Source organism: Actinomadura harenae (genome assembly GCF_003696215.1).
GTDB lineage: Bacteria > Actinomycetota > Actinomycetes > Streptosporangiales > Streptosporangiaceae > Spirillospora > Spirillospora harenae.
The window spans coordinates 123,560-143,851 of the sequence record NZ_RFFG01000008.1; the positions used below are offsets into that span (position 1 = coordinate 123,560).

At 68.2% G+C, this 20,292-nt stretch carries 18 protein-coding genes and 2 pseudogenes; 2 read left to right on the plus strand and 18 right to left on the minus strand.

Features of this window, described 5'->3' with window-relative positions; translation table 11 throughout:
- Positions 1 to 257 precede the first annotated feature (257 nt).
- From EBO15_RS06750 to EBO15_RS06795, 11 genes are all read right to left on the minus strand, one after another.
- Positions 258 to 1,052: a hypothetical protein gene (locus EBO15_RS06750; protein WP_147481402.1), complete on the minus strand. Its 795-nt coding sequence runs from the start codon at positions 1,050 to 1,052 to the stop codon at positions 258 to 260.
- A 79-nt stretch (positions 1,053 to 1,131) separates the two neighbouring features.
- On the minus strand, positions 1,132 to 3,120 hold the full coding sequence (locus EBO15_RS43550; RefSeq protein WP_147481403.1) for a DUF6801 domain-containing protein: 1,989 nt from the start codon (positions 3,118 to 3,120) through the stop codon (positions 1,132 to 1,134).
- A gap of 125 nt (positions 3,121 to 3,245) precedes the next feature.
- Positions 3,246 to 4,019 carry a hypothetical protein gene (locus EBO15_RS43555; RefSeq protein WP_147481404.1) on the minus strand — a complete coding sequence of 258 codons (774 nt, stop codon included), beginning with the start codon at positions 4,017 to 4,019 and terminating at the stop codon, positions 3,246 to 3,248.
- A 790-nt stretch (positions 4,020 to 4,809) separates the two neighbouring features.
- Positions 4,810 to 5,460, minus strand: coding sequence for a hypothetical protein (locus EBO15_RS06760; RefSeq protein WP_122193426.1), 651 nt, complete (start codon positions 5,458 to 5,460; stop codon positions 4,810 to 4,812).
- 101 nt (positions 5,461 to 5,561) lie between these two features.
- Positions 5,562 to 6,200 carry a hypothetical protein gene (locus EBO15_RS06765; protein ID WP_122193427.1) on the minus strand — a complete coding sequence of 213 codons (639 nt, stop codon included), beginning with the start codon at positions 6,198 to 6,200 and terminating at the stop codon, positions 5,562 to 5,564.
- Between the two features lie 69 nt (positions 6,201 to 6,269).
- Positions 6,270 to 6,824: a hypothetical protein gene (locus EBO15_RS06770; RefSeq protein ID WP_122193428.1), complete on the minus strand. Its 555-nt coding sequence runs from the start codon at positions 6,822 to 6,824 to the stop codon at positions 6,270 to 6,272.
- Positions 6,824 to 7,561 (minus strand): hypothetical protein, encoded by a 738-nt coding sequence (locus EBO15_RS06775; protein ID WP_233616021.1) that lies wholly within the window; start codon positions 7,559 to 7,561, stop codon positions 6,824 to 6,826. The genes EBO15_RS06770 and EBO15_RS06775 overlap by 1 nt, the downstream gene beginning before the upstream one ends.
- Before the next feature lie 19 nt (positions 7,562 to 7,580).
- Complete coding sequence (locus tag EBO15_RS06780) at positions 7,581 to 8,153, minus strand: hypothetical protein (RefSeq protein ID WP_122193429.1); 573 nt, start codon at positions 8,151 to 8,153, stop codon at positions 7,581 to 7,583.
- Complete coding sequence (locus EBO15_RS06785; RefSeq protein WP_122193430.1) at positions 8,150 to 8,659, minus strand: hypothetical protein; 510 nt, start codon at positions 8,657 to 8,659, stop codon at positions 8,150 to 8,152. The genes EBO15_RS06780 and EBO15_RS06785 overlap by 4 nt, the downstream gene beginning before the upstream one ends.
- Positions 8,656 to 9,903, minus strand: coding sequence for an MlaD family protein (locus EBO15_RS06790; RefSeq protein WP_122193431.1), 1,248 nt, complete (start codon positions 9,901 to 9,903; stop codon positions 8,656 to 8,658). The genes EBO15_RS06785 and EBO15_RS06790 overlap by 4 nt, the downstream gene beginning before the upstream one ends.
- A 1-nt stretch (position 9,904) precedes the next feature.
- A complete protein-coding gene (locus EBO15_RS06795) occupies positions 9,905 to 11,155 on the minus strand; it encodes an MCE family protein (RefSeq protein WP_122193432.1) in 1,251 nt (416 codons plus the stop codon).
- A gap of 134 nt (positions 11,156 to 11,289) precedes the next feature.
- Between EBO15_RS06795 and EBO15_RS47225 the strand changes: the two are divergent.
- A pseudogene (locus EBO15_RS47225) lies at positions 11,290 to 11,466 on the plus strand (hypothetical protein); the annotation flags it as partial.
- Here EBO15_RS47225 and EBO15_RS06800 read toward each other — a convergent pair.
- The 7 genes and pseudogenes from EBO15_RS06800 to EBO15_RS06830 all read right to left on the minus strand — a co-directional run.
- Positions 11,437 to 12,339 (minus strand): annotated as a pseudogene (locus tag EBO15_RS06800) (MCE family protein); the annotation flags it as partial. The pseudogenes EBO15_RS47225 and EBO15_RS06800 sit on opposite strands and share 30 nt — an antisense overlap.
- Positions 12,339 to 13,382, minus strand: a complete 1,044-nt coding sequence (locus EBO15_RS06805; RefSeq protein WP_122193469.1) for an MCE family protein — start codon at positions 13,380 to 13,382, stop codon at positions 12,339 to 12,341. The gene EBO15_RS06805 and the pseudogene EBO15_RS06800, both read right to left, overlap by 1 nt.
- The gene (locus tag EBO15_RS06810) at positions 13,379 to 14,437 is read right to left on the minus strand and encodes an MCE family protein (RefSeq protein ID WP_122193434.1); all 1,059 of its coding nucleotides are present in this window, start codon (positions 14,435 to 14,437) and stop codon (positions 13,379 to 13,381) included. Before EBO15_RS06810 ends, EBO15_RS06805 begins: the two co-directional genes overlap by 4 nt.
- Positions 14,434 to 15,714, minus strand: a complete 1,281-nt coding sequence (locus EBO15_RS06815) for an MCE family protein (RefSeq protein ID WP_122193435.1) — start codon at positions 15,712 to 15,714, stop codon at positions 14,434 to 14,436. Before EBO15_RS06815 ends, EBO15_RS06810 begins: the two co-directional genes overlap by 4 nt.
- Positions 15,715 to 15,716: 2 nt before the next feature.
- Entirely contained in the window at positions 15,717 to 16,538 is an 822-nt protein-coding gene (locus EBO15_RS06820) for an MlaE family ABC transporter permease (protein WP_122193436.1), read from the minus strand.
- Positions 16,538 to 17,311, minus strand: a complete 774-nt coding sequence (locus EBO15_RS06825) for an MlaE family ABC transporter permease (RefSeq protein WP_122193437.1) — start codon at positions 17,309 to 17,311, stop codon at positions 16,538 to 16,540. Before EBO15_RS06825 ends, EBO15_RS06820 begins: the two co-directional genes overlap by 1 nt.
- A gap of 11 nt (positions 17,312 to 17,322) precedes the next feature.
- Positions 17,323 to 18,447, minus strand: coding sequence for an ABC transporter ATP-binding protein (locus EBO15_RS06830; protein WP_122193438.1), 1,125 nt, complete (start codon positions 18,445 to 18,447; stop codon positions 17,323 to 17,325).
- Positions 18,448 to 18,817: 370 nt separating this feature from the next.
- Here EBO15_RS06830 and EBO15_RS06835 point away from each other — a divergent pair, with 370 nt between their 5' ends.
- The gene (locus EBO15_RS06835) at positions 18,818 to 20,086 is read left to right on the plus strand and encodes a helix-turn-helix domain-containing protein (protein ID WP_122193439.1); all 1,269 of its coding nucleotides are present in this window, start codon (positions 18,818 to 18,820) and stop codon (positions 20,084 to 20,086) included.
- The last annotated feature ends 206 nt before the right edge of the window (positions 20,087 to 20,292 follow it).

Consider the following 20,292-nt stretch of genomic DNA (forward strand, 5'->3'; position numbering starts at 1 on the left):
AGCAGCGACACCCGCCGCCGCTCGACGCCAGCCACGCTTTGTGGACGCGAGTTTCCGCATGGCCATCTCCTTCTTCCCTGCCAGCCCGTCGTCCGGGCTGGAGTCGATTTGAGAAACAGCCCCCGATAAATGCCGTCGGCCCCGGCCTTCTTCCTGGCAGGTAGCCGACTACCCGCCCTCACATCGGGCGGGGACGTGGAACGGGCCGTGTCCGCACAGGGGTGGTGGTCGCGCGGACACGGCCCGGGTCAACGGAACTACGGGAGAGCCGTGTAGGCCTTCTGCCCGATGTACTCGTTGAAGACCATCTGGTTCTTGCCCGCCGCCGCCGGGACACCGGCCTGGAGGTTGACGATCGCGTCGACCAGGCCGACTCCGAGCCCGCATCCGTTGGCGCCCGGCACCGCGAAGGTGTTGTCCACGTGGGTCGCCGAGCGGATCACGAACGGCGTCCTCTGAACGATCGTCGCGGCCTTACCGGTGATCGGAGCGGTACCCGCCGGCGGGCTGGTCGTGCCCGTGGTCAGGTTCAGCGCGATCGGGTTGCTGCTGCTACCGATCAGGCAGCTGCCGCCGAGGAACGGGTTGCTCAGACGGATTCGCATGCCGAGCTTGATGTGGAAGTCCGGCCCCGTCGGCTGGTCGAAGACGCCCGCGTACTCCGGCTGAGCGTAGACCGCCGTCACGATGGGATCACCGAAGATCCCCGGCTGGACCAGCATCTTGCTCGCCTGCATCTTCCCGAAGATCGGCGTGTACAGCTGCGTGTCCGGGTTCAACGCACTCGCGAACGTCATCTTGATCGGCGACGTGATCTGCTGGTTGAAGCTTCCCAGCTGGAACGTCCCGCTCGTGACGATCGCCTCCATACAAATGGAGCCTTCCTTCACGTACGGCGCCGGCAACGTCGGGCAGTCCGCGAAGTCGAACGTCGGAATCGGGTCATCCGCATGCGCGGCCGTCCCGGACATCAGACCCGCGGTCGTCGCGAGAGCCGCGACACCCGCCGCCATCCCACGCCCCGTCCACTTGGTGAACGACTTATTGCGCATGGCCTTGCCTTTCTCCTCTGTCGGCCCACGGTTGGACCGAAATCGATGGGGAGCGACGACCCGACGACGGCAGGGCGCGTCAGGGAGAGGTGATCTTCTGGTGCGGACTGAACGAGAAGCTGTCGCCGGAAAAATTCCAGCTCGCACTCGGCTGCAAGTCCGGGTCCGGGTTATCACATTGAGAGTGGACGCCGACGCTCACCATATTATCGGAAAGACCATCAGGAATGCTGAGTCGATCTCTAGTGGTATCAAGCGTCAGGAGTCCCAATGTGGCTGGCGAATCTGTCTCATAGTCATTGGCTATGAGATTCAAGCTGAAGTCGCAGCCGTCAGACCCCGCCAACTCGAACTTAACCCCGGCCATAGTCATGGACCATTGACCTGGCGTTCCTTGATCCCGCCGCATGTGAAGCGTCCAGGGGAAGCCGGTGCCGCGGACCGTGGTCGGAACTCCACCATTAGCTCTTACGCACTTCTTGAACTCGGCCCCACTAACGGTGGCGACCCGATACATAGACAGGTAGCGCCCACGTTTGAAACTCATCTTCAAGGTCGCGGAGTCACAGCGGACCGAATTGCCGTTCGCGCCAGTCAAAGTGAATGGACTGACCGTTGCTCGTGCCGCCCCACCTGGGAGAATCGTATACGCGGCCGGTTCCGGCTCGTTCTCGCAGTCCCACGGAATATTCGGGCTCGAATTACACCACGGACCGGATTCGATCTTCAGATAGTTACTAGTTCCGGCACTGGTCGCGTCCACGAGAGGCGTCAGGTCTTCCCCAACCCCGCAGCCACTGAAGCTCGGAACGTATACACGTCCCGTATAGGTACCGCCCATCTCCGGGCTCAACACACCGACACTGGCATTGCCCATATCCGCAGAAATGTCCAGTGGAAGTGCGCCAGTATGACAGTTCTCTCCAATTCCCAGCCTGGTGCCGTTTACGGATATTCCTCCGACCCGGAGGTCTACAAATGAGCGCGCATAGACACGAGTCTCAAAAGGAACCGGAATGCTGGAATCCAGTGGCGCATCGAGGTATAGATTCGCCATTTCATTGGAGCCGCCAGGTGGGGCCGTCTGCCTGGTGACCACCGTTGCAGTCGTCGGCATGAATCCAAACCCCAAAGCAGTCCCGGTCGATGGAGTAGTGGCATTACTCCCATAACTCAGGCTTCGGAAATAGTTATGCGCAAAATCGGGGTGACTCTGGATGCTCATGCGGAATCTGATCTGCGCGCCAACCGGAACGGCGGCCTTCAATTTTCCCAAATTTCCAAATCCTGCCGCCTTCCCGCACTTGGGTTGACCTTGACGCGGCGGCCTCAGCGGGCCTGGGGTCGTTCCGGGCACCGGAGGGGGCTCCCCCAGGCGGGGGTCTGGATTCATCCCTCCGCCCGGTTCTGTCGGGGAGGGAGGGACGATGCAGTCGGCGCGTGAATCGTCTTCCGTCGGCTGACTTGCCATCGGTGATTGCTTGGGCAGGGGAGAGGCTGTCGTACCTCCCTTCAAGGCCAGTCTTCCGAGAACCGTCCCGCCCGTAGGAGTGCAGGTCAGCGTGCTATTGAACGCCTTCTTTCCCCCCGCCGACAGCCGGAGCACCATCTGCCCGGCCTTCCAGAAGACCTGCCCCGCCTGATCCGTCAGGAGCGCAGGGACGGCTCCGGTCCCCTGCAGAACCACCTGGTCCGTCCGGCCTGGGGCTGACGTCAACGAGAAGGCAGGCCATCCCGCATTGACAGACGTCTGGCCTTGGCTGACGTTCACCGCGATCGATGCCATGCCGTTCAGCGAAGGTGCTGGCGCCACCCCCGTCGAATCTGGTTGGCCGACAGCCATCAGCTCGCTGCGGAGACTTCCCGGTGCCTTCAGCGTCACGCCGACATCGCTGATATGCACCGGCGTATTGGTCTTACCAGCTGCGGGTATCTTGGCCTTGACCTCAAGGGCCACCTCGTATGTGGCTTTGGGCGTCGCACACAGGTAGCTCACCTGCGCCCCGATATCAGCGGACGCGACTCGGACAGTGGCCAGTACGCCTGCACTTGCCAGCAGGGCGGTCACAGTTGCGCCTCGTGCGACTCGGCGGGGGCTCGCGAGCATGAAGGTCCTTCTGGATCAGGTAGCGGGGCGGGCCGCCACAGGAGTCCCCGTGGCGGCCCGGTCATCGGCCTACGCCGTTACAGACGTCAGGTGTGGGAGTTGATGGTCAAGAAGCCCGTCGCCGGGGATCCGGGGGTGACCGTGAAGCTGCCGTTGAGCGAGATGGAGTCGCCGGCGTTGATCAGGGTGGGGTCGCAGTTGGCGTCCACCGTCTGAACGGTCAGGTTGGAGGTGCTGCCCGTGCCGCCGGTGGTCAGGGCGTGGGAGGTGTTGCTGTAGCTGCCGCTGATGGTGCCGCCGGCGCCGCCGGGGCCCGAGACGGTCGCGTGGCAGTTGTCACTGCCGACGATGGACGCCTTGATACCGGTCAGCGTGCCGGGGGTGACCCCGGAGGCGTTGGTCACGCCCGTCACGTTCATGGTGTAGGGGAATCCGGACGTGGTGACCTGCACCGTGATGCCGGCGGGGCCCGAGCACCAGCCGCTCGGGTTGGCCGGGCTGGACAGGGCGAGGCTGGAGACGGTCGCGACTCCGGCGAGCGGGAGGTTCACCCCGATCTGGGAGGTGCCAGCCGCCGTCCCCTTGCTACAGGTGATCGCCGCGCCGGTGCTGTTGTCCTTCGCCGTCACGTTGCCCGAGTTGACGCCGCTGATGGGGTTGCTGGGTGCGACGGCTCCGGTGGCCGAGATGTCGACGCCGGTGACGGCCGAGGCAGGGATGCTGGTGAGGCCGAGGGCGGCGACGGCGACGGCGCCGCCAATAATGGTGTTGCGAGTGAGCTTGCGCATGCCGGTTCTTGTTCCCTTCAGTGGGGTGATCTGCGAGTTCTCGTAGGGACGCTGGCGGCTTGTTTCGGGCATCTCCTCTACCTGTCGGAAATGGACGGGCGCTGCTCGGCGGCGGTGATTCTCTACTCCCCCACCGGGGGATCTAGGGTCTCCCTGGCCCGTCCGTCTGCATGGTCTGACGATAAGCGGGGGCCCCAGCGAATTCAATAGGGGATTTGGAACTTTTTCGACTTATCACAGAGTGACAAACGGCATGGGCGCAGAATCCACTCGGAGTGAGTTTTGGATCTTGCGTTTTTATCACCGAGTGATGATCCTTGTGACGCCAGAGGTCAGCGGTGGAGGTGATGACGATCGGGACGAGCCGGCCGTTCACACACCGATCTCGGAAGCGCGCTTCCTCAAACAGGTCCCCCGGACGGGTGCCGGGATGCACGGCCAACATCTTCGGAGGCACTGTTCTCGCTGGCCAGAGCCCTAAGCGGTGCTTTCGGAACCGATGCGGACAACGCCCCACGGCCGCCGCGGGAGCCGCCGTGCACACCGGTTCGCCACCTCGCGTGGGCGCATCACGTCGCCATGTGGCGAATCCTCGGCAGCCCAGGCTCGAACACTCACGCCCGGCACCTCTCCAGCAGCGTTCCAAGGGGTGACTCTTCGAGCACGGGCAGTACGGGGATTTCTGTCCTTTTTCTTCATCAGTTACCAACCGCCGTCAACTCGCTACCCGCGAGCAGTTTCCATCTATCGGGATCACCTCGACTGATCGATGAATTTTCACGTGCCACTACACCTTCCTCTGCGAGTGGCGCGATCGGTACGTAAGGTGACCACTAGATTCCTTCTCGCTTCGCAAGATGGATCAGCGAATGATGGTTATGCGAGGGTTGATCGGATAAGTGCCGAACATGCTGAAGGCGTCACCCACGTTGACGAACGTGGGGTCACAGTTGTTATCCACCGACTGGACGGTCAGGTTGTTGGTACCGACGGGCCGATTGATGTTCAGGGAGTGTGCAGAGTTGCTGTAGTTGGCACTGAGGGTTCCGCCAGCACCGCCAGGGCCTCCGACGACCACGTGGCAGGCATCGCCGCCGACGATGGTCAACTTCACACCTGTCAGCGTGCCGGGCGTCACGTAGGAGACGGTGGAGCCCGTCACGTTGAAAGCCCAGGGCGTGGTCGTGTCAGCTGTGACCTGCTGCGGGAAGAATCCCTCGCACCGGCCGTTCCAGCCGGAGTACGGGCTCGTGAGTGTCAATGAAGTGATCCGAAAAACGGGGCTCGCTTGAGGGGCGTCAACGTCGGCGGTCCCCGTTCCGATCGAGTTCGTGCAGCCAAAGCCCCAACCGGTCGCGTTGTCGCGGAAGGAGACATTGCCAGAGTTTGTGAGCGTGATGTCTTGGGTGGTGGTCAGCCCCTGCCCGGTCGCGTGGGCGGTGGCCGTGGTGAGGGCGAGGACCGACGTCGCTGCGACGACGCCGACCATGCTCTTGCGTACCGACTGCTTCACTACTGGTCTCCCTTCGACCGGGCGATCGCGACAGGCGGGTGCTTGTCGCTATGTGCTGAGGCGCTCGTTCAGCCTCCGAAGGTGTCGATGGCCCTGAGTTCCTAGAGCAGGTTGAGGGGCGGGCTGATCGTGAGCGAGACCCTCATTGAGAAGGAGTCGCCCGCGTTGATCAGCGTGGGGTCGCAGTTGAAATCCACCGTCTGGGCGGTCAGGTTGGAGGTACTGCCGGTACCGCCGGTGGCCAGGACGCTGGCAGAAATGTTGTATGTGCCGCTGACAGTCCCACCGGCACCGCCGGGGCCTGTGACGGTCGCGTGGCAGTTGTCGCTGCCGACGAAGGACGCCTTGATGCCGCTCAGGGAAGCGAGCGTCACCCCGCCGGTCAGGCCAGTCACGCTGAGGGGCCACGGGAAGCCGGACGGGGTGATCTGCACCAGGATGCCGCCGGGGCCGGAGCACCAGCCGTTCGGGTTGGCCGGGCTGCTGAACGTCATCGAGGTGATCTGGGCGACGGGGTTCGGCGGAGGAGTGCCGTCCTGCGCCGTCCCCGTTCCCGTCACCTTGGTGCAGGAGATCGTCTCGCCGGTCGAGTTGTCCTTCCACGTCGCGGTGCCGGTGAGGGTGATCGGGTGGGTGGTGGTCAGCCCTTGCCCGGTCGCGTGGGCGGGGGCGGTGGTGAGGGCGAGGACCGAGGTGGCCGCGATGACGCCGACCATGGCCTTGCGTACCGACTGCTTCACTACTGTTCTCCCTTCGACCGGGCGGTCACGGCAAGCGGGTGCTTGTCGCTATGTGCTGAGGCGTTTCGTTCAGCCTCCGAAGGTGTCGATGGTGCTGAGCTTCCAGGTGCCGCCCACTCGGATCGCGGTCACGGCGAAGACCGCGGCCGAGTAGCTGGTCTGGTTCTTGTCGGTGCGGGTGTTGCGCTGGTCGGCGAAGATCAGCAGGCGGGCCTTGTCGTCCGTGAGGGACTTGACCGCCGTGTCGGTGACGGTGGTCGTCAGGATCTGCTTCTGCTGGGGGGCCTGCTGGCGGACGGTCGCGAACATCGCGTCGTACTGCCGGACGGCGTCCCCCGTGAGCAGCTTCTTCGCGGCCTGCTCAGTCTTGGCGGTGTCGGCGTAGTTGTACGAGAACACCGTGTTCAGCGCGCTCGTGACCTCGCCCTTCACCTCGCTCGTGCGGGCGTTGTCGGTGAGGGCGTGGTTCTCGGACGCCGCATTACCGGTCAGGGCGTTCGCCTTGGTCGCCGTCCAGGCGGCCGTGGTCCCGAAGGCGATGGTGACGACGCCCAGGAGCGCGACGACGCGCGTGCGGGCGGTGCCGGGGATCCGCTTCTTCTTGGTCTCTGTCTTCTTGTCCATCAGTTACCAGACGAGGTCGCGGCCTGACCGAGGGCGGAGAGCCTCCACCCGTCGGATGTCCTGGTCAGCTGCCCGGAGAGGCGCCGGATCGTGGTCGACGTCTTCCCGTCGGGGGTCGTGACCGTCACGCGGATCGCGACCATGACGCCGGCCTTGCCCGCGTCCGAGTCCAGTTCCGTGATGCCGGACTCCAGGATCTTGGCGGTGCTGACCGTCTTCGCCTTCGTCACCGAGTCGGCGAGCTGCTGGCGGCCCTGGACGATCTGGTTGTACAGGTCCGCGGTCGTCGAGTCCTGCCAGAGGGACAGGCCCTGGTCGACCTTCGTGTAGTCGAGCGTGTTCAGGTTGACGACCTCCTGCTCGGCGGAGCGGAGCACGTCGTCGCGCATACGGGCCTGGCCGAGGGTCTTGTCGTTCGACGCCTGGTGGTAGCTCCAGCCGAACCAGGCCGCGGCGAGGCCGGCGATGACCGTAACTGTGATCGCGATGAGGATCAGGGGGTCGCGGCGCCAGCCTCGTTTGGTCTCGGGCTCGGCGGCCTCCGGCTTGGACGGTTCCGGTTCTTCGGGTTCCGGTTCCTCCGCCTCGGCTTCGGCCTTCTCCTCGGGTTCGGGCTCGGGTCGTTTGGTGACGTCCCTGGTCCTGACCTTGGACTTCGGCTTTGGCTCGGCCTTCTCCTCCTCCGCCGGTGCGGCGGCGGTGTCGGCCTCGTCCTTGAGTTCTTCCTTGGTGTCCACCTGAAATCCACCCCTTCCTTCAGGCGGCCCGCAGTTCGGTGATGCGCCACGTCGCACCGGAACGGCGGGCTGTGACGATGAGCTGGGCGGCGACGGGCGTGCCCGTGGCCTTGCCCGCCCGTGTCGACTGCTGGTCGAGGAACACCACGACCACAGCCGTTCCGTCGCGGTCGAGCCGGACGAGTCCGGCGCGCGAGACCTTGGTGGTCAGCGCGAGCTGCTGGCGCGGCGCCTCCTGGCGCACCTGCCCGAACAGCGACTGGTACTGGGCCGCGGCCTTGCCCGTGAGCAGGCTGGACGCGGCGCGGGACGTGGTGTCCGGGTCGGTGTAGGAGTAGGTGAAGACGCGCTCCACCGCCTTGCTGACGTTCGAGAGGGCGTCGGCCGTGGCCGCCTTGTCGAGCAGGGCGCGGTTGGTGGCGGGGCCGCCGGACGCGCGGTCGGACGCCCAGGTGTTCAGGGCCAGTGCGCTCCCGGCGACGACGACCGCCAGAAGATAGGGCCACCAGCGCTTGAGGAGGATCCGGGAGCGCTTCTCGGGCTGCTTCCGCTTCTTCTTCGGCCTCGCGCGGACCTCGACCTCGACGCTCACAGGTGGCCTCCCGGGGCGACCGGCGTCAGCGATTCGACCTTCCACAGGCCGTCGGAGATCCGCTTCATGCCGACCTCGAACCGTTTCCGCTGCTCGGAGGACGGCGCGCCGCCCGAGTCCGCGCCGAGGAACACCCGGACGGATGCCAGGACCGTCGCCTTCCCCGCGTCCTTGTCGAACGTGGTGACCGCCGCGGCCGTGACCTCGCCGCGGGTCGGGACCCGCTGCTTGGCGAACGACGCCTGGGCGGCGGGGAGATCGCGCTGGAGGGCGTCGCGGAGGGTGCCGGTGGAGATGTCGAGCCAGTGCTCCATGTCGAGCTGGGCCCGGGACGGGTCGACGCTGTTCAGCATCACGATGTCCCGGACGGCGGTGTCCCGCATGTCGTCCCGCTGGGCGGCGTAGGTGCGGTCCTCGTTCCAGACCGTCCCGGACCACCGCCACCCCGCGAACCCGAGGAACGCGAGGGAGGCGGCGACCAGGACGAGCCCGACGATGCGTGTCATTGCCCGATCCCCAGGAGCTGCTGGAGCGACGTCCCGGACTCGCGTCCCATGGCCGGGAGCCCGACGGCGGTGAAGATCGGCTGCGCGGCGGTGAGGTTGGCCCTGTCCACACCGGGGACGGCCGCGGGCGGCACGCCGTAGTGCGGGGCGTTCTGGGCGCCGCGGACGTTGATGCCGCTGCTCGCGGGCTCCGAGCAGTGCGCGTTGCCGTTGAAGTTCACCGGCTTGAGGTCCGTCGTGCCGTTCCGGTACTGCGTTCCGCCGTAGCCGCGGGTGCAGGGCTGCGGGTTGAAGAACGTGTTGATCAGGCCGAGGCGCAGCTTGCCGTCCTGGACGATGGACGGGCCGATCGCGGAGATCTTCGGCAGGTTCGCGAGCGTCGTCTCCAGGCCGGGCAGGCGCGCGTCGGTGAGCCGGGACGTCGTGAGCAGGTTCGCCAGCAGGATCGGGAGGCCCGGCTGGATCTCCTTGAGGAGCCGGGAGGTCTCCCGCATCGCGGGCGGCCCGTCCTGGAAGATCGTCCGCAGGTTCCCGTCCGACGACCGGAGCGTCTGCGCGAGCAGATGGGAGTTGCGCGCGAAGTCCTTGAACGCCTGGGCCTCGTCGTTCTGCGTCTTCAGGACGACGTTCCCGTTCTTGATCAGCTCGTCGGTCTGCGGGAACGCGGCGTCGGACGCGGCGATGAACTCGCCGCTGGTGTCCAGGAGCTTCTGGAGGTGCGGGCCCTGGCCGGCGAACGCCTGGCCGAGCTCGTCCACGACGACCTTCAGGTCGTTCAGCGGCAGCGTCCCGGACAGGTCGTTCATGCTCTTCAGCGTCTGCTCGACCGGGACGGGCGTCGTCGCGGCGCTGCGCGGGATCACCGCGCCCTGCGCGAGGTACGGGCCGCCCTCCCGGTCCGGCTCCAGCTCGACGTACTGCTCACCCACGGCGGACCGGTTCGCCACGATCGCCTTGAGATCGCGGGGGATGTCCGGTGCGCCGTCGGAGATGTGCAGTTCGGCGAGGACGCCGTCCAAGGTGAGCTTGAGGTCGCCGACCTTCCCCACCGAGATCCCCCGGTAGGAGACGGCCGAGCCCTTGAACAGGCCGCCCGTGGTGGGCAGCTCCAGCTTGACGACGTAATAGCCGCGCAGCCCGACGAACCTTCCCAGGTCCGCGTACGTGATCGCGATGTAGGAGATCACGAAGAGGGCGAGCAGGGTGAAGACGATGGCCTTCACGCGAGCGCCGACGGTCAGCATGTCAGTTGCCTCCCAGAGTCGGCAGGGGCAGCGCCGGGCTGTTCGGGTCCGTCCCGCCGGTGCCCTTGCCCGTCCCGCCCGCGGGGTTGGTCAGGGCCGGTTGCGGCGAGTTGGCGGGCGCCGGGGCCGCCGTCGGCGTGGTCGGGGTGGGCTTGTTCGCCGGGCAGGGCGTCGGCAGCGGGCCCGCGGGCGGGGTCTGCGCGAGGGCGCGGAGCTTCGGCGCGTTCTTCTTCGCGTCCGTCTCCTTCACCGGCGGGATGACGCAGTCGTTGCCCGGCGCGGCGATGACCGTGAGATAGCCGTTCAGGTAGTCGCCCTTCACGGCCTTCATGGCCTCGTCCGTGAACGGGTAGGTGAACAGGATCTGGAGCGACTTCGGCAGGTCGCGGCCCGAGTCGGACAGCTTCCGCACGACGACCGACAGCGAGGTCAGGTCGGCGACCGTGTCGTCCCGGCTCTTCTTCAGCACCCCGTCGGCGACCTTCGACAGGTCGTCGAGCTTCTGGAGCATCTCGACGAGCTGCCCGCGCTGGTCGGAGAGCACCTTCAGCCCGGGCGACAGGTCCGTCAGGACGGTGTCGACCTGGCCGCGGCGGGCCGCGACGGTCGACGACAGCCGGTTCAGGCCGTCCAGGGCGTCCACGATGGCCTGCCGGTTGGTGTTCAGGGTGCCGGTCAGCTTGCTGAGCTGCTCCAGCGAGTCGCGGATCTGCGGCTCGCGGCCGTTGAACGTCTTGTTCAGCTCCCGCGTGATCGTGCGGATCTGCGGCAGCCCGCCCCCGGACAGCAGCATCGACAGAGCGCCGAACACCTCCTCGGTGTCGGCGTTCCGCGTCGTCCGGGACAGCGGGATCGTCGCGCCGTTCGCGAGCCGCTGCGAGGACGCGTCGGTCGCCGGCGCGGCGAGCTTGATGTACTTCTCGCCCAGCAGGCTCGACTGCTCCAGGTTCGCCGTCGCGTTCGCGGGCAGCTTCACGTCCCCGTTGATGAGGACGGTCGCGTCCGCGTACCAGGCGTTGTCCGGCAGCGAGATCTTCTTGACCCGTCCCACGGGCACGTCGTTCACGCGGACGGCGGCCTGCGGGACGAGGTTCAGCGCGTTCTGCAATTGGACGTGCACCGTGTACGGGTGGGAGCCCAGCGCGGCGCCGCCCGGCAGCGGGAGCTGCTCGACCGACACCTGCGAGCAGCCCGCCGCCAGCACGACGGCCGACATGGCCGTGACGGCCCCGGTGAGACGGAAACGTCGCATCACCGACCTCCCCCTGCGTAGACCTGACCGGCGGGCGGGAACGGCAGCGCGGGAACGGAGCCGGAACCAGAGGGGGAGACCGCCGTGAGGCCGTTCGCCTGGAGGCGGCTGCACTGGAGCTTCAGCGCGGGCGTCTGCGCGGACGCCGCCGCGCACACGGGCCGGGTGTCGGCGCCGGTGCCCTCCAGTCCCTTCTGGTTGAGGTTGCCGAACGCCTTGGTGATCTCCAGCAGGTTGCCGCGGGACATCAGCGTCCGGGTGTCGGGGTCGTAGGCGTTCAGCGCGTTCTGCGTCAGCACCGGCGCGTTGTCGAGGACCTCGGCGAGCGAGGCCCGCTGGTCGACGAGCACCTGCGTGACGTCGGCGAGCTTGTCCACGTTCCTCTTCAGCGCCTCGCGGTTCTCGGTGATGAACCCCTTGACCTCCGACAGCGCGGCCGCGAGGTTGCGCAGGGCGTCCGACAGGTCCTGGCGGTCGTCGGCGAGGAACCCGGTGACGTCCGCGAGCTGCTGCTCGGCGAGCCGGATCTGCGAGTCGTTGCCGCGCAGCATCTTCGCGAACCGGTTCAGGTTGCTGATCGTCGCGTACAGGTCGCCCGACGAGTGGTTCAGCGTCTGCGACAGCTGCCCGAGGTTGTCGATCGTCGTGTTGAACATCCGGCCGTTGCCGCCGAGGTTCGCCGCGCCGGTGTGGATCACCGACGAGAGGGCGCCGCGGGCGTTCACGCCGTTCGGGCCGAGGTCGCTGCTGAACTTGCGGATGCTGTCGTACAGGGCGTCCAGCTCGAGCGGCGTCGCCGTGCGGGAGACGTCGATGGTGGTGTTCGCCGGCATCCGCGGGCCGCCGCCGTAGGCCGGGGCGAGCTGGACGTAGCGGTCCGACACCAGGTTCGGGGCGATGACGATCGCGCGGGCGTCCGCCGGGACGGGGACGTCCGTGTCGACCTTCATCACGACCGCCACCTGCGTGCCGTGCGGCTTGATCGACTGGATGCTGCCGACCTTGACGCCGAGGACGCGGACGTCCGACCCCGGGTACACGCCGATCGCGGTCGCGAAGTTCGCGCGGATCACGCGGGTCTTGGTGGTGTCGAGCACCGCGTACAGGGCGAGCGCGATGATCAGCACGAACACCACGCCGATGATCTCCATGACGCGGATCCGGTTGTCCCTGATCGCTCCCATCAGCGGCCTCCGGTCAGGTGCGGGGGCTCGCAGCCGACGGCCGGGGGCTGCCAGCGGCCGTTGACCAGGTACTCCTTGGGGACCGTCCCGCAGAGGTACCCGTCGATCCAGCGCCCGTTGCCCGTGGCGTTGACGACCGTGCGGGTGTAGGGGGCCGCGACGCGGATCGCCCGGTCGAGGTTGGACTGGTTGCGTTCGAGCATGTCGGTGACCTGGTTCAGGTGTTCCAGCATCGGCCGGATCGGGCCCCGCAGCCGCTCCACGAGCTGCACGAGCGCGTCGGCGAGGTTCGCCGTGCCGACCAGCAGGCGGTGGATGGCCTCGCGGCGGTTCCGCAGCTCGGCGAGCAGCAGGTTGCCGTCCTTGAACAGCGTCTCGAACTGCGCGTTCTGCGCGGCGAGGGTGCCGGACAGCTGCTTGGTCCCGGCGAGCAGCCGGGCCAGGTCGCCGTCCCGGCTGGCGATCGTCTTCGACAGCGCGGACAGGCCGGTGAGGGCCGACCGCACCTCGGGCGGGGTGTTCGCGAACGTCTGCGAGATCGTCGTGAGGCTCTGCGCGAGCTTGGTGGAGTCGACCTGCTGGAACGTCCGGCCCAGGTCCTCGAACGCGGTGGTCACGTCGTAGGGGGAGACCGTCCGGCTCAGCGGGATCGGCTCGCGCGGGTTCTGCGTGCCGCCGCCGAGCGGGTCCAGGGCGAGGTACTTCGACCCGAGCAGCGTCTTGATCATGATGGTGGCGGTGCTGGCGTCGCCGACCCAGGTGTGCTTGACCCGGAAGGTGACCTTCACCTTGTTCCCGGCCAGCGACACCCCGGTGACCTTGCCGACCTTCACGCCCGCGACGCGCACCTCCTGGCCGTCCTTGAGCCCGGCCGCCTCGGAGAAGTACGCCTTGTAGGTCGTGCCGCCGCCGACGACGGGCAGGTCGTCCACCCGGTAGGCGAGGAACCCGGCGACCAGGATCAGGGCCAGGCCGATGATCGCGATCGGGATCGGGTTGCGGTCGCGGAGCGGCTTGACGCGCGGGAGGATCCGTGGGCTCATCCGCGGCACCTCGCGTCCTTCAGCGGGACACCGGTGGGCGGCGGGCGGTGGTCGATGTCGGAACCGGCATAGTGGACGCCGATCAACTGGACCTCGCACTGGTAGAAGTTCATCCACGAGCCGTAGGAGCCGAGCCGCCCGATGGTGTCGGCCTTCTCCGGGAAGCGCCGCAGGAAGTTCTCCACGAGCGGCTGGTCGCGGTTCAGGTTGGTCGCGAGCCGGTCCAGCTGGACGACGCTGTCGCGCAGCGGCTCACGGGTGTCGTCGATGAACCCGGCGGTCGTGTCGGCGAGCTCGGAGATCCCGTCGAACGAGTCGCCGATCGCCTTGCGGTCGGCGGCCAGGCCCGAGGTGAACTCGCGCAGCGTCGTGACCAGCGTGACCAGTTCCTTGTCCCGGTTGTTCACGGTGTCCACGACGGTCGTGAGGTTGTGGATCACGTCGCCGATCAGCTGGTCGCGGTTCGCGAGGGTGTTGGTGAGCTGCCCGACCGTGCGGAGCAGGCTCGTCATCGTCCCGCCCTCGCCCTGGAGCACCTGGACGATCGACTCCGACAGCTTGTTCACGTCCCCGGGCGACAGCGCCTGCATCAGCGGCTGGAAGCCCTGGAAGAGCTGGGTGAGGTTCAGCGGCCCGGTCGTGTGGTCGACGGGGATCGTCCCGCCGCGCGGCAGGTACTCGCCGGGCGTGCCCGCGCCCTGGTCGAGCGAGACGTACCGTCCACCGACCAGGTTCAGATACTTCACCGACGCGGTGACCCCGGCGGGCAGCCGCCGGTTCCGGTCCACCGAGAACTTCACGAGCGCGAGCCGGTGGTCGGTCACGCTGATCTTGTCGACCTGGCCGACCCGGACGCCCGCGATCCGCACGCCGTGCCCCGGGTGCAGGCCCGCGACGTCGCTGAACTTGGCGTAGTACGACACCCGGTCACCGGACGTCGTGTCGGTGATGCTGGCCGCGAGCAGCGCGGTCGAGGCGACCGTCACCACGATGAAGATGAGCGAACTGACCAGCGGGAACCCGAGGCCCTTGAGCCCCTGGCCGGTGAGCTTCACTTCACCGTCACCTCCGTCCCGCGGTAGAGGGGGCCGACCAGGACGGACGACCAGTCGGGAAGCCGGTCGGGCACCTCGTCCATGGACGGCGCGACGAACTCGTTCACCAGGTCGTTCTCCGAGGCCGAGTTGGCGGGGCCGAGTCCGGAGCCGGGGACCGCGCCCGCGGTGGGCGCGCCCACCCGCACGGCCTTCGGGGACTTGCCGCCGCCGGGGTAGTAAGGAGCGCTGTAGCAGCGCGGTCCGCCGCCCGGGCCGTAGTGCACGTCGTCCTTGCCGGCGACGTAGCGGCCCTTCTGCTGCACCGAGACGACGATCGCGTGGACGCCGTGCTTGCTGGTGCCCTTGCCGAGCGCCCGGTCCATCTGGGGGATGAAGTCGGCGAGCGCGCGGAACGTGCAGGGCGCGGCGGGCGCGTACTGGCGCATCAGGTCGAGCGTGCCGCGGCTGGCCGCCGACAGCTCGATGATGTTGCCGCCGTTGCGGCGCATGAAGTCCGACAGGTCGTCGGCCATGCGGCCGGTCGTGTCGTACAGCTCCGACAGGTTCTGCCGCTGGTCGACGATCGTCCGGCTGGTGGCGGAGAAGTCGGTGAGCGCGTCGAGCAGGTCGGGCGACGCGTCCGCCCAGTTCTGGGAGAACTTCGCGAGCTGCCGGAAGTTCTCGGCGAGGGCGGGAACGTCGGGGTTCAGCTTGCGCAGGTACCCGTCGAGCTGGACGAAGTTGCGGCCGAGCTGGTCGCCGCGTCCCTCCAGGGCCGTCGCCATCGCGTTCAGCGTCGCCGACAGCTTCGAGGGTTGCAGCGTGTTGAGCAGCGCCATCGTGTTGTTGAGGACCTGCGAGAGCTCGGTGGCGTTCTGGCTGTGGTCCTCGCTGATCTGGCTGCCGTCGTGGACGGGCGAGGCCGTCGAACCGGGCGGCGGGACGAGCGACACGAACCGCGCGCCGAACACCGTCGTCGGGAGCAGCTGCGCCTGCACGTCCCCGGGGACGAACCTGGCCTTGTCCGGCTCCAGGGCGAGCTTCAGGACGGCGCCGTCCGCGCCCTCGGTGCTGATGTTCCGGACCTCGCCGACGACGACGCCGCGGACCTTCACGTCCGCGTTCACGTGCATCTCGTGGCCGGCGGTCGAGGTGTGCAGCGTCACCATCGTGACCTTGGTGAACTGCTTGTCGTAGATCGCGATGGACAGCCAGATCAGCAGCGCGGGAACCAGCAGGAACGCCACGCCGAGAACGCGCTTCTCCACCGTCTGGAGGGTCGTCGAACGCGCCATCGCTACCCCGTCACCTTCACGGTCGTCGTCGCGCCCCAGATCGCCAGGCTGACGAAGAAGTCGGTCACGCTGATCAGCACGATCGCCGTCCGGACGGCGCGGCCGACCGCGACGCCCACCCCGGCGGGACCGCCGACGGCGCGGTAGCCGTAGTAGCAGTGCGCGAGGATGACCATGACGCTGAAGATCAGCACCTTGGCGAACGACAGCACGACGTCCTCGGGCGCGAGGAACAGGTTGAAGTAGTGGTCGTAGGTACCGGTCGACTGGCCGTTGACCAGCACCGTCACCTCGCGCGACGCCAGGAACGAGCTGAGCAGGCCGATGCCGTACAGCGGGATGATCGCGACCGTCCCGGCGACGATCCGGGACGTCACCAGGTACGGGAGGCTGGTGATGCCCATGCCCTCCAGGGCGTCGATCTCCTCGTTGATGCGCATCGCGCCGAGCTGCGCCGTGAAGCCCGCGCCCACCGTCGCCGACAGCGCGAGCCCTGAGACAAGGGGCGCGATCTCGCGGGTGTTGAAGTACGCGGAGATGAAGCCGGTGAACGCGGCCGACCCGATCTGGTCCAGGGCCGCGTAGCCCTCCAGGCCGACGACGACACCGGTGAAGACCGTCATGCCGAGCATGACGCCGACCGTGCCGCCGATGACGGCGAGCGCGCCCGAGCCGAACGCGACCTCGCCGAGCAGCCGGACGATCTCCTTCGGGTAGCGGCGGAGCGCGCGCGGCGTCCACAGCAGGGCCCGGATGTAGAAGCCGAGCTGGTCGCCCGGCTGGTCCAGCCAGGTGTGCGGCCGGATGGTTCTGACGCTCGCCATCAGGCCCCCTTCGCCGGGACGACTTCGAGGTAGATCGCCGTCATCACGAGGTTCACGAAGAACAGCAGCAGGAACGTGACGACCACCGACTGGTTCACGGCGTCGCCCACGCCCTTCGGGCCGGGCCGCGGGTTCAGCCCCCGGTAGGACGCCACGACCCCCGCGATGAACCCGAAGATCAGCGCCTTCAGCTCACTGACGTAGAGGTCGGGGAGCTGCGCCAGGGCCGAGAAGCTCGCCAGGTAGGCGCCGGGGGTGCCGTCCTGGAGCTCGACGTTGAAGAAGTAGCCGCCCGCGACGCCCACGACCGAGACCAGCCCGTTCAGCAGGACGGCGACGGCGGTGCAGGCGAGCACCCGGGGGACGACGAGGCGCTGGATCGGCGAGACGCCCATGACCTCCATGGCGTCCATCTCCTCGCGGATCGTCCGGGAGCCGAGGTCGGCGCAGATCGCCGAGCCGGCCGCGCCGGAGATCAGCAGCGCCACGATCAGCGGGCTGGCCTGCTGGACGACCGCGAGCACCGACGCGCCGCCGGTGAGCGACTGCGCGCCGAGCTGCTTGGCGAGCGACCCGACCTGGAGCGAGATGACCGCGCCGAACGGGATCGAGACGAGCATCGTCGGGAGGATCGCGACCGAGGCGATGAACCAGAACTGCTGGATGAGCTCCCGGAGCTGGAAGGGCCTTCGGAACGTCATGGCGAGCACGGTGCCCGCCAGGGCGAAGAGCCGTCCCGTCTGGCGCAGTGCCGCCGCGCCGGGTACGGACATCTGGGGTGTTGTCACGGGGTCTCCCCGGGTGGTCTGAACTCGGGTGGCAGCGGCGGAGGCTGCGGCGCCGGGTGCGTCTCCGGCTGCGGGGCCGGTTGTGAGGCCGAGGCCGCGCGCTGCGCGGCGGCCTGCTGTGCGGCGGCCGCGACCGCGGCGGCCTCGGCGGTCGCGACGCGTCCGCGCCTGATGGCCTCGGCGGCGGCGTGCGGAAGGGACGGCAGCAGCGCGTCCACGCGCGCCGCGTGCCGGATCTCCCCGGACCGCTCGGGCTCGCCCGGACTGGGGCGCAGCTGCGCCGGGATCTCGATGGGACGGGCGACGGGCCGGGGCCGGTTCGCGGCCCGTGCGGCCTCCTCGGCGAGGAGCGCGGCGTCCTTCTCCTCGCTCATCCCGATCGGCCCCTCGGGGCTGCCCCGCAGGAACTGCGCGATCACCGGGTCCTCGGAGGCGATCACGGTCTCGCGGGGTCCGAACGCGACCAGGTCGCGCCGGTAGAGCATCCCGATGTTGTCGGGGACGGTGCTGGCGATCTCGATGTTGTGCGTGACGATGAGCATCGTCGCGTCGATGCGCGCGTTCACGTCGATGAGCAGCTGGGACAGGTGCGCGGTGCGGACCGGGTCCAGGCCCGAGTCCGGCTCGTCGCACAGGATGATCTCGGGGTCCATGACCAGGGCGCGGGCGAGGCCGGCGCGTTTGCGCATGCCTCCGGAGATCTGCCCGGGGACCTTCTTCTCCTCCCCGGCCAGGCCGACCGTGTCCATCTTCTCCAGCACGATGCGCCGGATCTCGCGCTCGGTCTTGCGGGTGTGCTCGCGCAGCGGGAACGCGATGTTGTCGTACAGGTTCAGGGAGCCGAACATCGCCCCGTCCTGGAACATCAGGCCGAAGCGCTTGCGTGCGCGGAAGACCCGGCGGTCCGGGTCGTTCACCATGTCCACGCCGTCCACCCGGACGGTGCCGTCCTCGGGCTTGATGAGCCCGATGAGCGACTTCAGGAAGACGGTCTTGCCCGTGCCGGACGGGCCGAGGAGCACGGTCACCTCGCCGGCGGGAAGCGTCAGCGTGACGTCCCGCCAGATCGTCTGTGTGCCGAAGGATTTCGTCAGCCCCTCGACGGCGACCTCAATTCCCACGAACCACCGCCAGCGAACAGGAGTCGAATGTTGTTGCCGTGGCGGTGACCGTACGGCGGAAACTGTCGTGAACTCAATAGTGAAAAGCCACGAATCGGCAACGCTACGGACCGGTTGTCAGCACATGAGTTTTTTGGGCCCGGCGGATTCCCCCGAAGTTAGTACTCGCCGGTAACCGGATTTCGATCACCCGGTGCGCACCCGCGTTTGTCAGAACACGAGCAACGCCACCGCCCGGACTTGTCATCCGTGTAGTACTGACCGGGCATCTTGACCCCCGACCCTTGTCCCCCACCGAACCCATGCCTAAGCTCCGCGTGCCCTGGATCACACGCGTGCTCCGATCACTCGTCCCTTAGGCGGTGAGGTTTTGACCGACACGCTGGATCACCTGTCCGGACCGCTCGACATCCGGGTGCCCCGGCACCTGGCCCGGCTGATGCGGGCCGAACTCCCGGCCGCGATCGACGAGGTGGACGCGGAGATCCGGCGGACCGTGCCCGAGTACGACCGCCCGGCCGACTCCGCCTACGGGCGGATCCTCCGCGTCGGCGTGGAGCAGCTGCTCACCGCGTTCGTCGACCTCGTCGCGGGCGACGGCCCCGGCCGCGCCGAACGCGACGAGACCTGCCGCGCGCTCGGCCACTTCGAGGCCATCGAGGGCCGCACCCTCGACCTCCTCCAGGCGGCCTACCGGACGGCCTTCCACGTCTGCTACCGGCGCACCATGTCCATCGCCGAGCGCGAGGGCGTGCCCGCCGGGCGGCTGACCGGCCTGGTCGAAGCCATGATCGTCTACATGGACGAGGCGGTCGCCGCCGCCCGCACCGGCCACCGCAAGGCCCTCGAACACGCCGACATGCACCACCGCGAGGTGCGGCAGGAACTGCTGCGCACCCTGCTGCGGCAGCCGCCCGCGTCCGCCGAGGCCGTCGAGGAACTCGCCCGGAACGCCGCCTGGTGGCCGCTTCCCGAGGTCGCCACGGTCGTCGCGGTCGCACCCGGCGCGCCCTGCACCCGCTCGGCGCTGGACGGCGACGTCCTCATCGACCTGGACGACGCCGAGCCCCGGCTGCTGGTGCCCGGACCGTTCACCCCGGCGCGCGCCGCGATGCTGCGCGCCGCGCTGGAGGAGGCCGACAGCGTCCTCGGCCTCACGCTCCCCCTGTCGCGGGTCGCGCACAGCCTGCGCTGGGCCGTCCGCCTCCTCACGCTCGCGCGCGAGGGCGTCATCCCCCGGGGCTCCCTCATCCCCTGCGACGAGCACCTGACGACGCTGTGGCTGCTCTCCGACCCCGTCCTGGCCGAGGAGATGGCCCGGCGGCACCTGGCTCCACTGGCGGATCTGACAACCGGCCACCGGCGGAAACTGACGGCGACGCTCACCGAATGGGTCACCACGCGCGGGACGGCCGTGGACATCGCCGAGAGCCTGCGCGTCCACCCGCAGACCGTCCGGTACCGGCTGCGGCAATTGGATCACTACCTCGGCGACAGCCTGGGCGACCCCAAAACCAGGTTCGCCCTGGATGTGACGCTGCGGGCGGCGTCCCTCATGCACGAGGACGACGCACTCCCGCCCGGCCCGGCGGACCGCGCCGACCCCGACGCAGGGTCATACAAAAGGAGCGGAAAGTGATTTTACGCTCTCGTTATACCAAGTGGCCCGCATCACAGGAGAGCGCTGATCTAACGTCGGTGTGCTCCAGAACACACGAGCCGCACCGCCGCGTGGGGACCCCCGCTCGACGCGACGGAGGCGGTCCCACCCCCGGACCCCGGTCCGCCCGCGCCCGCCCGCGCGGCCGGCCCGGGGCCTGACACCACCGCCGGGCACGCCAGGCG